Source organism: Pseudomonas arsenicoxydans (assembly GCF_006438915.1).
Taxonomy (GTDB): Bacteria; Pseudomonadota; Gammaproteobacteria; order Pseudomonadales; family Pseudomonadaceae; genus Aquipseudomonas; species Aquipseudomonas arsenicoxydans_A.
On sequence record NZ_RCZE01000020.1, the window covers coordinates 75,906 to 90,105 of the forward strand.

11 protein-coding genes and 1 pseudogene are annotated in these 14,200 nt (G+C 57.1%); 6 read left to right on the plus strand and 6 right to left on the minus strand.

Features of this window, described 5'->3' with window-relative positions:
* Positions 1–117: 117 nt before the first annotated feature.
* Entirely contained in the window at positions 118–1,683 is a 1,566-nt protein-coding gene (gene ahpF / locus EAH78_RS30290) for an alkyl hydroperoxide reductase subunit F (RefSeq protein ID WP_140671825.1), read from the plus strand.
* Positions 1,684–1,859: 176 nt separating this feature from the next.
* On the opposite strand, the gene gloA is transcribed toward ahpF, so the two are convergent.
* Positions 1,860–2,381, minus strand: coding sequence for a lactoylglutathione lyase (gene gloA, locus EAH78_RS30295; protein ID WP_140671827.1), 522 nt, complete (start codon positions 2,379–2,381; stop codon positions 1,860–1,862).
* Between the two features lie 145 nt (positions 2,382–2,526).
* Here gloA and EAH78_RS30300 point away from each other — a divergent pair, with 145 nt between their 5' ends.
* On the plus strand, positions 2,527–3,051 hold the full coding sequence (locus tag EAH78_RS30300; protein WP_140671839.1) for a DUF4946 domain-containing protein: 525 nt from the start codon (positions 2,527–2,529) through the stop codon (positions 3,049–3,051).
* 175 nt (positions 3,052–3,226) lie between these two features.
* On the opposite strand, the gene EAH78_RS30305 is transcribed toward EAH78_RS30300, so the two are convergent.
* The 3 genes from EAH78_RS30305 to EAH78_RS30315 form a co-directional block, all read right to left on the minus strand.
* Positions 3,227–3,592: a histone-like nucleoid-structuring protein, MvaT/MvaU family gene (locus EAH78_RS30305; RefSeq protein WP_027922999.1), complete on the minus strand. Its 366-nt coding sequence runs from the start codon at positions 3,590–3,592 to the stop codon at positions 3,227–3,229.
* A 233-nt stretch (positions 3,593–3,825) separates the two neighbouring features.
* Complete coding sequence (locus tag EAH78_RS30310) at positions 3,826–5,361, minus strand: EAL domain-containing protein (protein ID WP_140671829.1); 1,536 nt, start codon at positions 5,359–5,361, stop codon at positions 3,826–3,828.
* A 115-nt stretch (positions 5,362–5,476) separates the two neighbouring features.
* Complete coding sequence (locus tag EAH78_RS30315) at positions 5,477–6,349, minus strand: LysR family transcriptional regulator (protein ID WP_140671831.1); 873 nt, start codon at positions 6,347–6,349, stop codon at positions 5,477–5,479.
* A gap of 77 nt (positions 6,350–6,426) precedes the next feature.
* Here EAH78_RS30315 and EAH78_RS30320 point away from each other — a divergent pair, with 77 nt between their 5' ends.
* Both EAH78_RS30320 and hppD read left to right on the plus strand, forming a co-directional pair.
* Positions 6,427–7,365: a DMT family transporter gene (locus EAH78_RS30320; RefSeq protein WP_140671833.1), complete on the plus strand. Its 939-nt coding sequence runs from the start codon at positions 6,427–6,429 to the stop codon at positions 7,363–7,365.
* A gap of 256 nt (positions 7,366–7,621) precedes the next feature.
* Positions 7,622–8,698 carry a 4-hydroxyphenylpyruvate dioxygenase gene (gene hppD, locus EAH78_RS30325; RefSeq protein ID WP_123431747.1) on the plus strand — a complete coding sequence of 359 codons (1,077 nt, stop codon included), beginning with the start codon at positions 7,622–7,624 and terminating at the stop codon, positions 8,696–8,698.
* Positions 8,699–8,825: 127 nt separating this feature from the next.
* On the opposite strand, the gene rarD is transcribed toward hppD, so the two are convergent.
* Both rarD and EAH78_RS30335 read right to left on the minus strand, forming a co-directional pair.
* A complete protein-coding gene (rarD, locus tag EAH78_RS30330) occupies positions 8,826–9,707 on the minus strand; it encodes an EamA family transporter RarD (RefSeq protein WP_140671835.1) in 882 nt (293 codons plus the stop codon).
* 196 nt (positions 9,708–9,903) lie between these two features.
* On the minus strand, positions 9,904–10,917 hold the full coding sequence (locus tag EAH78_RS30335; RefSeq protein WP_140671837.1) for an aldo/keto reductase: 1,014 nt from the start codon (positions 10,915–10,917) through the stop codon (positions 9,904–9,906).
* 292 nt (positions 10,918–11,209) lie between these two features.
* Here EAH78_RS30335 and EAH78_RS32400 point away from each other — a divergent pair, with 292 nt between their 5' ends.
* Both EAH78_RS32400 and EAH78_RS32505 read left to right on the plus strand, forming a co-directional pair.
* Positions 11,210–13,849, plus strand: coding sequence for a hypothetical protein (locus EAH78_RS32400; RefSeq protein WP_170219191.1), 2,640 nt, complete (start codon positions 11,210–11,212; stop codon positions 13,847–13,849).
* Between the two features lie 99 nt (positions 13,850–13,948).
* Positions 13,949–14,200 (plus strand): annotated as a pseudogene (locus tag EAH78_RS32505) (hypothetical protein); the annotation flags it as partial.

Consider the following 14,200-nt stretch of genomic DNA (forward strand, 5'->3'; position numbering starts at 1 on the left):
CGGTACGCCGCACCTACTCAGTAAGCTGCAACCGCCCTCAAAAACGCCCGGGCGAGATTCGCTCGGGCGTTTTTTTATGCCTGCTTTTCATGAAATACCAGAAAGGAAATCGCCCGTATGTTGGACGCCAATCTTAAAGCCCAGTTGAAATCGTACCTGGAGCGGGTCACCCAGCCGATCGAGATCGTTGCTTCCCTCGATGACGGTGCGAAATCCCGGGAAATGCTCGACCTGTTGAAAGACGTTGCGAGTCTTTCCACCCAAATTACCTTGCTCGATAACGGTGATGATGCACGCAAGCCATCGTTCTCGATCAATCGCCCGGGCGCCGACATCAGCCTGCGCTTTGCCGGCCTCCCGATGGGCCACGAGTTCACTTCGTTAGTGTTGGCGCTGCTGCAAGTCGGCGGCCACCCATCGAAGGCCAGTGTTGAAGTGATCGAACAGATTCGCTCACTCAAAGGCGAATTCAGCTTCGAGACTTACTTCTCGCTGTCTTGCCAGAACTGCCCGGACGTGGTCCAGGCGCTGAACCTGATGGCCGTGTTGAACCCCAACATCCGCCACGTCGCCATTGACGGTGCGCTGTTCCAGGCCGAAGTCGATGAACGCCAGATCATGGCGGTGCCCAGTGTTTACCTGAACGGCGTGAACTTCGGCCAGGGCCGCATGGGCCTGGAAGAAATCCTCGCCAAGCTCGATACCAGCGGCATCGAGCGTCAAGCTGAAAAGCTCAGCGCCAAAGAAGCCTTCGATGTATTGGTCGTCGGCGGTGGTCCAGCGGGTGCAGCAGCGGCCATCTACGCCGCACGTAAAGGCATTCGCACCGGAGTGGCGGCGGAGCGTTTTGGTGGGCAGGTGCTCGACACCATGGCCATCGAAAACTTTATCTCCGTGCAGGAAACCGAGGGGCCGAAACTGGCCAGCGCTCTCGAAGAGCACGTCAAGCAGTACGACGTCGATATCATGAACCTGCAACGCGCCACCGCGCTGATCCCGGCGAAGAATCCCGGCGAATTGCACGAAGTCCGTTTCGAAAGCGGCGCCACCCTGAAAACCAAGGCGCTGATTCTTGCCACTGGCGCGCGCTGGCGTGAAATGGGCGTGCCGGGTGAGCAGGAATACAAAGCCAAGGGCGTCTGTTTCTGCCCGCACTGTGACGGCCCGTTGTTCAAGGGCAAGCGTGTGGCGGTGATCGGTGGCGGTAACTCCGGTGTTGAAGCGGCGATCGACCTGGCCGGTATCGTCAGCCACGTCACGTTGCTGGAGTTCGACAGCAAGCTGCGCGCCGATGCGGTGTTGCAACGCAAGTTGTTCAGCTTGCCGAACGTCACTGTCATTACCAGCGCACTGACCAGTGAAGTGAAGGGTGATGGCCAGAAGGTGACCGGTCTGGTCTATAAGGATCGCGATTCGGGTGAGTTCAACACGGTCAACCTCGAAGGCATCTTCGTGCAGATCGGTTTGCTGCCCAACACCGATTGGCTCAAGGGCACCATCGAGTTGTCGCCACGTGGCGAGATCATCGTCGATGCTCGTGGTGAAACTTCGATGCCGGGCATATTTGCCGCCGGTGACGTGACCACCGTGCCGTACAAGCAGATCGTGATTGCGGTGGGCGAGGGCGCCAAGGCTTCGCTGAGCGCGTTCGATCACCTGATCCGGACCTCGGCCCCGGCGTAAACGCTGACGCTGAAAACACAAAACCCCATGAGTGATCATGGGGTTTTTTGTGCTTCACACAGATTAAATGTGGGAGCGGGCTTGCTCGCGAAGGCGGTGTGTCAGTCAAAATCCTTGCCAAATGACGCACCGCTTTCGCGAGCAAGCCCGCTCCCACACTTGATTCGTAGTGGGGCTTACAGCGGAGCAGGCTGGATGATTTCAACCCAGTACGCATCCGGGTCCTTGATGAAGGCCAGGCTCTTCATGCGCCCGTCATTCAAGCGCTTCTGGAAGTCGCAGCCCAGCGCTTCAAAACGCTCGCACGCCGCGCGGATGTCCGGCACGGAGATGCAGATATGACCGAAACCACGCGGGTCGGTATTGCCGTTGTGATAGGCGAAGTCAGGGTCATTCTCGGTGCCGTGGTTGTGGGTCAGTTCGAGGATGCCGGGAATCGACTTCATCCACTCGGTGCGAGCGGCGGCGTCGGCCGGGATCTGGTTCTTGTCGACCAGGGCGAGGAAATACAGGCTGAATTCCGCTTCCGGGAAATCGCGTTTTTCCACCAGTGAGAAACCGAGGATGCGCGTGTAGAAATCCAGGGACGTGGTGATGTCCTTGACCCGCAGCATGGTGTGGTTGAAGACGAACTTCTGGGTCGCGGTGTCAGGTTGGGCGGTGACGCCTGGGAAGGTGTTCAATTCGTGCAGGCTCATGGGCCCTCCGGAAAATAAGTGGGGCTAACGAATGGTCACAATGATACGCAAGGGCTCTGACATCACCAAACCCAAACGGTCTGCTATTGCCTGACAGGCGGGCGAGGCTCAGACTTTACGGTTCAATTCGTGAGTGTTTATTGCAATGGTTCGATTCTGTAAGCCGATGTTCGTCCTGCTGGGTGTCTTTTCAGCAGTGGCCAGCGCTCATGCAGAGGCGCCGCAAGTGCCGTGGCCCAGTGGTTGGGAAGTCGAAAACCTTGCGCAAGAAGGGGCGAACCCGGCTGTTTCCCGTCAGCGTGCGGTCAAAAACGATCAAAGCGGCACGCCTGTGATGGTCATGGAGTTGACGATGACTCAAGTCGAGAGCGGTCATCAAGTGAATGTGCAGGGCGTTTTGCTTGAGATGCGCAAGGCGGTGCAGAAAGACTTCTTTCAAAGCGGCTATCAAAGTGTCTGCAACAAAATACATCCCGCGACATTGAGCCGCCTGTCGGCGCTGGAAACAACCTGCACCATTACCCAGAACGGGCGACACGTGCTGTCGCAAACATTGGTGGGGGCAGTGGATGCCGATAAAGCCTATGTTCTTTCCTACGCGGGACAGGCCGAGGCTTACAAGACAAGTCAGGACGAAATCGAGCTGCTGCGTAACAGCTTGAAACTTTAGTGTCGGGGTTTTACGTGACTGAAGATTTGGCTGGCTTCCGACATTTTTAGATACCCAAAGGCATTAAGCACAAAGTTAATCGGAAAGTTGCGAGTTGATCGTGGCAGATCGTTGCATTTAGTAGGTATCCATGAAAAAGCCCTGCATTGGCAGGGCTTTTTATAACCGCAAGCTGTTAGCCTCGCAACCAGGAATCAACAGTGGCTGCACCGTATTGTTCCTTCCAGGCCTTCAGGCCTCGGTGGTTACCACCCTTGGTTTCAATCAGTTCGCCGGTGTGCGGGTTCTGATAGACCTTGACCACGCGAGCGCGGCGGGTTTTAGGCGTTTTTGCTTGTTGCAGACCGGATTTTGCCGGGTTCGGATCGAGGATGGCGATGATGTCACGCAGGCTCTTGCCGTAGGTTTTCATCAGCCCCTGGAGCTTTTCTTCGAATTCGATTTCTTTCTTGAGCCCGGCATCATTCTTCAGCGATTCCAGCTGCTTGAGCTGCTCCTGAAGGGCCTTTTCAGCTGCACGAAATTCAGCGAGTCTGGACAATATCTTTACTCCAATAGTGTGTTTGGCTGATACCAACCGCAAACAAAGCTATAAGCCAAGAGCCTTGAAGCGACTCGGTGATAGTAGCTCACCTGCCTATCTTGCACAGGTATGAAAAATTGTAGTGGTTAATTGGCCAAGAGTAAATCCTGACGTTTTCTTCATGTAACAACGGTAGTCTTTTGATTCAATTTGGTGCGCGATTTGGATGCCTCATCGCTTAATGCAATTAGTTAATGGTGGGTTAATGCGTTAATGAATTCTGCGCCGGGCATCGGTCGACCGTAGAGATAACCTTGCAGGAAGTTCACACCGTGGGCGGTCAGATAGTCACTTTGTTCTTGCGTCTCCACTCCTTCGGCAACAATCCCCAGGTCGAGCTTGACCGAGAGTTCGATGATGGTGTCCAGGATATGGCGCGACAAGGCGTCGATGCCGATCATGGCCACGAAACTCTGGTCGATTTTCAGGAAGTCCACATTGAACTGGCGCAGATAAACCAGGCTGGAGTGCCCGGTGCCAAAGTCGTCTATCGCGATCATCACGCCCATTGCCTGAAGCTGTTGAAACAACTCAAGCGTAATGTCGCTGGGCTTGATCAGTTCGCGCTCGGTCAATTCCAGTACCAGGTAAATAGAACCGGGGGCGAAGGCACTGAGAAACTCGCGACAGTCCTTGACCAGTTCCAGGTCCTTGCAGTGGCTCGCGGTGATATTGATGCCGATGTGAAAGGGGCCGGCAAACGCAGACGAAACAGGTCCCAGTAACTGCGCAGTCTGGCGCATCAACGAGCGGGTCATGGGCACGATCAACCCGGAATCTTCGGCGAACGGGATAAACAGATCAGGCCGTACCAGACCTTCCTTGGGGTGTTTCCAGCGCATCAACACTTCAGTGCCAGACCACTTCCGGGTATCGCCATGCACCACTGGCTGAAAGTAGGGTACAAACTCTTGCGCCGCCAAGGCGCGTTGCATTTCGTGATTAGGCGACCATGAACGTCTTTGTAAAACGTGGCCGATGGCGCCCGCTGCCACGCCAAAAAAAATCAGCAGGCTGAACAGCGGTGGGTATTCGCTGGCCATGTAGCGCCAGGTTTCTCCCTCTGGGAAACCGGCTACGACCGAAAAGGCATAGCGCGAGGACGTGAGTTCACTTTCGGCCAAGGGCAAAGTGGGCAGGGCGCCTTCGTGGACTTTGCCGTCGACGGATAACCAGTTCGGGCCTACTTGCAATAGTAGTATTGTCTTGTGACCAATCAGACGCAGCACATTGCTCAAATGGTAACCGTCCAGCGTTGTCAGCGCGGCCTTTTTTCCTTCACTCAAGCGATACACCAGCAACGCGGTATCGGGAGTGACCGGGTTGCCGTGCATGAGCCACAACTTGCCGTCTACATAGTCGCCAGGGTTGACCTTCTGTTCATATTCGCCGAACAACGAACTGCAATAGAGATTGCCGTCCCACACCAGACTGGCCGAGCGCACAAACGGGCGGCGAGTAACCTGTTCGCGCAGGGCCAGCGTGACGTCGTTGCAGTTTTGCCCGGCCAGTGGCAGCAACTCGATGGCGGATTGCGCCGTGTTGTCCAGCATCAATTCGAACTGGTGCAGGGCTTCTTCCGCGCTCACCCGCGTGCTTTGCTGAAGAACATGTTCAGCCTGCATATAGAGAATGGCAAAGCCCAATATCACCGGGAGCAATCCACACAGCAGGGTCACCATAATGCGGATGCGCAACGGGCGACGGCGTTTGGCACTCAATGGCATTCGCGAGATCTCTCACACAGAAACAGGGCTCTCAACTGCGGGCAGGACGACAACACGCCTCCCATAAAGAGTTCAGGTAGGGGCCATGATAGTTGGCCCTTGGCGCTTATGCCGCTCAACGGGTGTTCAGTTCGAGCGCCAGTTTGATAAAGGCCAGCGTGGCGGGTGACGACTGACGCTGGTCCAGCACGGCCAGCCCGACCTGGCGAATAACGGGAGGCGACAGTGGTTTTTTCACATAGCGACTGTTGATGTTGTCGGGCAGCGCACTTTCAGCCACGACCGTCAACGCATCGCCGCGGCTTACCGTGTCCAGCGTACTGAGCAATTGTGAGCAGCGGTAGCGGATGTTCGGTATGAGGCGGGCGGCGCTGAACAGCCGCGACACCAGCTCTGATGAGCCTGCCTCAGTCAGCACGAACGGGTCGTTGCACAAGTCGCTCAAGCTCAGATTGTCCCGATCCGCCAGTGCGTGTTCGGCAGGAAGCAGGGCGACCATCTGGTCTTCCAGCAGCGCGAAGGTGTCGAAGCGCTCATCAGGCAGCACCACAAAGCCAATATCGATTCGCCGCTCTTCAAGCCATTGAATCACCTGGCGATCCGGGCCTTCGTCGATGTGGACTTCAATGCCCGGATGCGCCGTGCGGAAGTGCTGCAGGATCAGCGGCAACAGGCGGATCGACGAGGTCGGGCCAAACGAGCCGATGCGCAACGTGCCGCGCTTCATCCCGCGCGCATCGGCCGCTTCCTGGCGCAGGGTGTTGGCCAGCCCGAGCATCGCCCGGGCGCGTAACAACAGTTGTTGGCCGATGTCGCTCAGTTCGACCTGGGACTGATGCCGCCGCAACAGTTCGACGCCGAGTTCCTGTTCCAGCGACTTGAGCGCGTGAGACACCGCAGACTGGGAAATTCCCAGGCGATTGGCAGCCGCCGTGAAACCGCGCAGCTCAGCGACCAGCGAGAAAATCTCGAGTTGGGTCAGGGTCATGAGCTTTTACTCATTTTACGATGATCGTTCATTAGTCGAATGATACGTCATCTTCCTTAGCCTGGCTTTGCCTCTCCATGACAATGTCTGCACAAACAACGACTTCGCACACCTCGGTGTATCTGAAACTCGCCGCCGTCACCATGATCTGGGGCGGCACATTCGTTGCCGGACGTTTTCTGGCTGACAGCCTCAGTCCACTGTTCGCCGCCAGCCTCAGATTTTTGCTGGCCAGCGCGGCGTTGTTGCTGTTCCTGCTGCTGGCCCGCATCCCGTTGATCCGGCCGAACCCGCAGCAATGGCTGCGGTTGGCGCTGCTGGGGTTCTTCGGGATCTTCTTTTATAACCTGTGCTTCTTTTATGGGCTGCATTACATCAACGCCTCGCGAGCCTCGTTGATTGTTGCGCTGAACCCTGCAGTGATCGGCCTCGCCTCATGGCTGATCTTCAAGGAGCGCTTGGGCCGGGCGAAAGTCTTCGGCATCGCGATCTGCATTGCCGGGGCGAGCGTGGTGATTGCCAGTCGTAATCCGCAGCTTTTGGCCGGCAATGCCGATGCCTGGATCGGTGACTTGCTGATCTTTGGCTGCGTGCTCGGCTGGGGCATTTATTCGCTGTTCTCCAAAGAGCTGAATCAGTCCTTGGGGCCGGTGCAGACGGTGACCTATTCGATTCTGCTGGGTACCGCGATGCTCTGGACGACCAGTGCCGTACGCGGTGAACTGAGTGTCAGCGCGCTGATCAGCCTCGGTCCGCATCAATGGCTGAGCCTGATGTACCTCGGCGTTTTGGGTTCGGCGCTGGCCTACATCGGTTATTACGCCGGTATCCGCCAGATCGGCGCGACGCGTTCAGGGGTGTTCATTGCCTTGAACCCGCTGACGGCCGTCATCCTCGGCGCACTGTTGCTGGGCGAGCCATTGACCCTGGCGATGTGCCTTGGCGGTGTGCTGATTCTGGCGGGGATTTTCCTCTGCAATAAACCCCTTGCGCGAGTAGGGGGAAAGGGGATTTGATACAGAAGGCGGACAAACCTATTTACGCTGTGTAGAATCGGGTTACGCATACAATAATAAACGTCTTCTGGCAGCAGAAGCCTCGCCCGCAAGAGCCTTGGGTCGACAATGAAGAGTTTTGGGTTTCAATTGATCTACGGTGACTTCCTAGCCCGCAGCGTGCGGGGCATCTCCTGTGCGCCACCCGCCGGTCTCAGCATTGCTAGCAACTAACACTTTTTAACTGTTAATTCTAAAAGCATGATGAGGCGCCAAAATGGCAGATTTATACGAAAACCCAATGGGCCTGATGGGCTTTGAGTTCATCGAATTCGCATCGCCAACCCCGAACACCCTGGAGCCGATCTTCGAGATCATGGGCTTCACCAAGGTGGCGACCCACCGTTCCAAAGACGTGCACCTGTATCGCCAGGGCGCGATCAACCTGATCCTCAACAACGAACCACACAGTGTTGCTTCGTACTTCGCGGCCGAACACGGCCCGTCGGTGTGCGGCATGGCGTTCCGCGTAAAGGATTCGCAGCTCGCCTACAAGCGCGCACTGGAAATCGGCGCCCAGCCGATCCACATCGAAACCGGTCCGATGGAATTGAATCTGCCGGCGATCAAAGGCATTGGCGGCGCACCGCTGTACCTGATCGACCGTTTCGGTGAAGGCAGCTCGATCTACGACATCGACTTCGTGTTCATCGAAGGTGTGGATCGCAACCCGGTCGGCGCCGGCCTGAAGATCATCGACCACCTGACCCACAACGTGTATCGCGGTCGCATGGCCTACTGGGCCAACTTCTACGAGAAGCTGTTCAACTTCCGCGAGATTCGCTACTTCGACATCAAGGGCGAGTACACCGGCCTGACCTCCAAAGCCATGACCGCGCCTGACGGCATGATCAAAATCCCGCTGAACGAAGAATCGTCCAAGGGCGCCGGGCAGATCGAAGAGTTCCTGATGCAGTTCAACGGCGAGGGCATTCAACACGTTGCATTCCTGACCGATGACCTGCTCAAGACCTGGGATCACCTGAAAAGCATCGGCATGCGCTTCATGACCGCGCCACCGGAAACCTATTACGAAATGCTCGAAGGCCGTTTGCCAAACCACGGCGAGCCGGTTGATCAACTGCAAGCGCGAGGCATTCTGCTGGACGGTTCGTCGGAGTCGGGCGACAAGCGTCTGCTGCTGCAGATCTTCTCCGAAACCCTGATGGGGCCAGTGTTCTTCGAATTCATCCAGCGTAAAGGCGACGATGGTTTTGGCGAAGGCAACTTCAAGGCGTTGTTCGAATCGATCGAACGGGATCAGGTTCGTCGTGGCGTGCTCGCTACCGAGTAACCCGCCACACCGCTAAACAATGTGGGAGCGGGCTTGCTCGCGAAGGCGTCGGATCAGTCAACTTTAATGTTGAATGAACGATCGCATTCGCGAGCAAGCCCGCTCCCACATTTGTTTTGTGTAAGGCTTAGGCGCGGCGCTGTCGCATCAGGTGTTTGAAGCCTTCGAACACCAGCACCACCACCGCCAACCAGATCGGAATATAGGTCAACCATTCCCCAGGCTTGATGCTTTCCCCAAGCAGCAACGCCACACCGAGCAACAACACCGGCTCGACGTAACTCAACAACCCGAAAAGACTGAACGGCAATAAGCGGCTGGCGATGATATAGACCACCAGCGCCGAGGCGCTGATCACTCCCAGCATCGGGATCAACAGCGACAGCCACGGGTGTTGATCGAACACGCCGAAGCCTTGCTCGCCACTCTGCACGAACCAGAACGCCACCGGCAGCGTCAACGCCATGTCCAGCCACAGGCCGCCAAGGTTGTCCGAGGCCAGGCGCTTGCGCACGATGAAATAGGTCGGATAGCCGATGCACACCAGCAAGGTCGCCCAGGAAAAACCACCGACCTGATACACCTCATTGATCACGCCGAGGATGGCCAGTACCACGGCGACTTTTTGCAGATAGGACAGACGTTCGCCGTAGGCGATGCGCCCGGTCAGCACCATCGTCAATGGCAGCAGGAAATACCCCAGCGACACGTCCAGGCTGTAGCCATTGAGCGGCGCCCACATGAACAGCCAGAGCTGTACGCCCAGCAGGGCAGAGGAGGCGATCAGCGCGGCGATCAATTTCGGATTCGCCTTGGCACGCCGGACGATCTCGACCACGCGCTTCCATTCACCGGACACCACCATGAACACGGTCATGCAGGGCACGGTCAGCAGCATGCGCCAGCCGAAAATTTCCACGCCGCTCAAGGGTGTGAGCAACGACGTGTAGTAATACATGACGGCAAACAGCACCGAGGCTGAAATCGATAAAGCGATACCTTTAGACAAACTGCCCTCGCGAGGTTGAAGGTGAAACGGGGCGCAGAGGATACGTGGTTTTCGTATCAAATATTGTCCGATCAATCAACACAGTCCAAATGTGGGAGCGGGCTTGCTCGCGAAGGCAATTTCATCTTCAACAGTGATGTTGACTGACATACCGCCTTCGCGAGCAAGCCCGCTCCCACATTTGTTATGTGTTTGTTCAGTTGGTGCGGGATTTGCGGCCAGACACAAAATGGCTCACGTCATTAAACCCCGGCGTTGACGAGTGCCCAGGCACCACCAGCGAATCAATAAACGCTTCATCCTCCGCTGTAATTTTCACCGCTTGCGCCTTGGTATACGCGTCCCACTGTTCCTCGGTGCGCGGCCCGACAATGGCTGAAGTGACGGCGCCATTGTTCAGCACCCAGGCAATCGCAAACTCGACAATGCCCACGCCACGCTCCTGCGTGTAGCGCTGAATCTGCTGGGCAATGCGCAACGATTCGACCCGCCACTCGGTTTCCAGAATGCGCTTATCGGCGCGGCCGGCACGGCTGTTGGCATCGGGTTTCACGTCCGGCGCATATTTGCCGCTGAGCACGCCGCGTGCCAACGGGCTGTAAGGCACCACGCCGAGGCCATAATTTTGCGCCGCGGTGATCTGCTCGGTTTCCGCCTGACGGTTGACGATGTTGTACAGCGGCTGACTGATCACCGGGCGATCAACACCCAATTGATCCGCCACCCGAATCACTTCGGCAATCCGCCAGCCACGGTAGTTGGACAAACCCCAATAACGAACCTTGCCCTGACGAATCAGATCGCCCATCGCCGACACCGTCACGTCCAGCGGCGTGTTGTGGTCTTCGCGGTGCAGGTAATAGATGTCGAGATAATCAGTGCCCAAGCGCGTCAGGCTGGCGTCGAGGCCATTGAAAATATGCTTGCGACTCAAACCGCTGCGGTTCGGCACACCGTCCACCGGGCCAAAACCGACCTTGGTCGCCAGCACCCATTCATGGCGGTTACCGGCGATCGCCTCGCCGACGATCTCTTCGGAGCGGCCGCCGGTGTACACGTCTGCGGTGTCGATGAAATTGATGCCCTGGTCCCAGGCCTTGTCGATGATCCGAAGGGAATCTTCGGTGCTGGTCTGTTCGCCGAACATCATGGTGCCCAACGTCAGGGTAGAGACCTGTAAACCCGAATGACCCAGCGTGCGATAGCTCATGACGAAATCCTTTTACCGGTGGGAAAGTCTCAATCAAATACCAGAACGCCTGTGCGGAGCAAAGTGAATTATCGGGGCAGGGCATGACATCGCTCTCGCAGGAATGTCTGTAGCACCTTGAACCGCTCCGCGACCTGCACCTTGTGCGCAATTGCACGCTTTCGCCCAGTCAGACATCGAGAGGGGCAGCCGGATGACCATTCGTCGCTACTGTCAGATCTGACAGTAGCCGTATTTTCCGTCCTGCTATTTGATTGCTCCAGTCGCCCACAATCGTGCCGGAGCCTTAGCCATGACTACCCCCGAATCACCCGACAACAGCGTCCTCGTGATGGACCCGCCCTGGGTGCTACTCGCCACCCAGCCGGTCGTCGACGCGGACGTCGGCCTCCCCCTGGCAAGTTATGACTTGATCCCCGATGGCGAGGGTGCGATGGCCGTGGTGGATCCGCCGTTGGCAGGCACGGTCGAATTGGATGACGTCATTTGGCTATGGCTCGTGGGGGACGCCACGTTCCTGAGCAGTGCGTTCATTACCGATGTGAACGCCAAAACGAGTCTGCGCATCCCGAAAGGCCGCCTTTATTCTGACCAGATCAACAAGCTGTTTTACACCATCACGCGCGGCAGTTCGAACGTCGGAAAATCCGAGCCCAATCTGACCCTGCTCTACAACAAGATCCGCCCCGCTCTAAAAGACCGGTTTCCAGAGATCGACGGCCATTCCGAACTTGAACTGCGGTTGGCTGACGACATCAAGAACGGCGTCGGCCCTGACTTTGTCAGCGCCCAGGTGTGGGTGTCTTACCCGTATTGCCGGGCCTACGACACGATCACCTTGAAGTGCAATGGCGAAATCATGACGTACCAGGTTCGCCCGGATGAAGCGCCCCAGCCGCCAAACCCGGGGTCGGCGGACCCGATCGCCGTGTGTTTCACCGTGACCCGCGCCTACCTGCAAAGCGCGGTAAGACCGGGCGGCAAGCTCCATTTTTCCTGCACCTGCACCGACCAGATTGGCAACACCCCGGACACGGACGCGGTGTGGTCGGCGACGCAAACGGTGGATGAAGACCTCGCGGGCCTCCTGTTGCCGGCCGCGTTACTGCGCGAACAGCTGAACGACCCCGGCGATGACTTGAGCCTCATCGACCTGGAAAAACTGCGCGGGAATCCGCTGTTGCTGGTCATCCTGACGGCCGATTCGCGTTTTCAGGTGGGTTACACCGTCAACGCCGTCTACACCGCCACCTTGACCGGGCAAGCGGATGTGGTTGTGCGAGTGTCGGGAACGGTTGAGGCGGACGAGTTCGGGCAGAAAAAGACCTGTGTGCTGGAGGTGCCGAACGACAAGGTTCTGGCCGGGCGCACGGTGACGGTGATGTATGAATTGTTCGATGGCGCCACTTTGGTGGGCCGTTCGAAAACGGCGACGGCGTTGGTGGTGGGTGAAAACACGATTGAAATCGATGCGCCGAGGCTGTTGGCTCCAGCCACCATTCCCGTCGATGCATTGGATCACGAGCAAGGTGTCAACGTGCGCGTCGACTTCGCGGAGGCGCAGCCCGGTGACAAGGCGCAACTGGTGTTGCGCAATCCATTACCGGGCTCACCCCAGTTTCCGGAGCTGTCGCTGGATCAGACATTCGCCATCTTCACTCTGGATGTGGTGTTTTTGGGGTTGTGGCATGGCAAGGCGCCGGAGTTGAGCTGGGACCTGATTCGAGGCGGGAAGGTGATTGCCCAGTCGTTGCCGTTGGTGCTGACGGTGCTGCCCATCTCGAATGAAGATGACCGTCTGCCAACGCCCAAGATTCTTCAGGCCGCCAACAACGGCGACGGACCAGAACTGGACGTCTCCAACCTGACGCCGGGCGCCACGGTGCGGTGCCTGGTCTGGCCACTGATCGCGTTTGGTCAACCGGTCTGGCTGCACCTGCGCGGCAAAAACGCCATCGGAGGGGAACACAACATAACCCTGTTGCGGCATCCGACCAATGCCGTGCACCAAGCCTGGCTGAATGCGGGGTACTACGATGTTTCGGTGCTTTACAGCTACCTCAAGGACCTGGGCGATGGCAGTGACCTTGAGCTGTGGTTCACGGCGGCTCTCGACAAGGGGACCGATGAAAGTAAGGCGGTGAGATTTTCCGTGCGGCGGTACACCGTCAAGGCACTGGTGGATGAGAAGCCCAACATCACCTCAGTAAAAGGCTCGCCGAGCGGGGTCGAAATCCCCAACGGTGACACGACAGTCGAGACCAGCGTGACGCTGACCGGTACGGCCAGCAAGGGCCAGAAAGTTCAGGTTCTCGACGGCGCCACCGATAAGGGTGAGGCCACTGCCGACCCGGTAACCGGTATCTGGGAGAAGGAGGTGCGGGGTCTGAGCGTGGCGGTACACAGCTTCACTGCCGTAGCGCTCTATGGCTCGAACCAGCCTTCGACAGCCCGCTCCCTGACCGTAGCCCGCGAGGTTTCGGGCCACCACCGTTGGATTGGTGTTCAACCACAGAACTTTGCGGTCGGTGTTCCTAAGACCTTCGACAGTGGATTAACGGTCACCGCCATCCGAAATAATATCTATGGGGGTTACTACACAAGCGTTCAACGACTAAGTAACGAAGATGCGTATATGCTAGTTGTCTGTTTTTCCCATACGCGCTTTACATTCAACGGCGCAGCGCGGAGCGTCTCTTTTAAATACAGCGGTCTCAAAGGCAGCGATCGTGTCGCGCTAAGATTACGGGCAATGGATGATTCCATTGTGCATAGCGTATTTCTCCCGGCAGCTTACGATCATGCCTCCAGACTCTTCTCACACCAGCTGCCGGGTCACTTCGTCACCATGGAAATCGAAGGACTAAAGGCGGAGGACATCCCCAGCGACAAAGGATTCGGTATTTACGACATCATCTGGGGGGGCATATGAGCGACGCCATTAGCGGTTAGGAACAGTAAGGGACAACAGTAAGGGGACGGATCCTGAGAAATCCCCGCTTTTTCCTACGAGAAATCAAGAAGTTGGGAATTGAAGAGACCTGCATGGGTCGGCAGCTTGTATTGCACCACACAAAAACAAGATCCCGATCCCATGCAGGCCATCCGATTCTTACACAGCGCGCTCGCTCAAGCACTTCCCACTGTCCATTCTCGTCGCCTAAAAACACTGATGTGTTGTGTCAGTTCGTTACTGCGCGGGCGTCGTCTAACGCTGACAGGATTGGGCCGATTCATGTCAGGCAAGGCCTATCCCAAACACGCCATCAAACGAGTGGATCGA

What these genes read in the sequence shown, in the direction of transcription:
- ahpF (WP_140671825.1), top strand. Translation starts at nt 118, where the DNA reads ATGTTGGACGCCAATCTTAAAGCCCAGTTGAAATCGTACCTGGAGCGG.
- gloA (WP_140671827.1), bottom strand. Translation starts at nt 2,381, where the DNA reads ATGAGCCTGCACGAATTGAACACCTTCCCAGGCGTCACCGCCCAACCT.
- EAH78_RS30300 (WP_140671839.1), top strand. Translation starts at nt 2,527, where the DNA reads ATGGTTCGATTCTGTAAGCCGATGTTCGTCCTGCTGGGTGTCTTTTCA.
- EAH78_RS30310 (WP_140671829.1), bottom strand. Translation starts at nt 5,361, where the DNA reads ATGCCATTGAGTGCCAAACGCCGTCGCCCGTTGCGCATCCGCATTATG.
- EAH78_RS30315 (WP_140671831.1), bottom strand. Translation starts at nt 6,349, where the DNA reads ATGACCCTGACCCAACTCGAGATTTTCTCGCTGGTCGCTGAGCTGCGC.
- EAH78_RS30320 (WP_140671833.1), top strand. Translation starts at nt 6,427, where the DNA reads ATGACAATGTCTGCACAAACAACGACTTCGCACACCTCGGTGTATCTG.
- hppD (WP_123431747.1), top strand. Translation starts at nt 7,622, where the DNA reads ATGGCAGATTTATACGAAAACCCAATGGGCCTGATGGGCTTTGAGTTC.
- EAH78_RS30335 (WP_140671837.1), bottom strand. Translation starts at nt 10,917, where the DNA reads ATGAGCTATCGCACGCTGGGTCATTCGGGTTTACAGGTCTCTACCCTG.
- EAH78_RS32400 (WP_170219191.1), top strand. Translation starts at nt 11,210, where the DNA reads ATGACTACCCCCGAATCACCCGACAACAGCGTCCTCGTGATGGACCCG.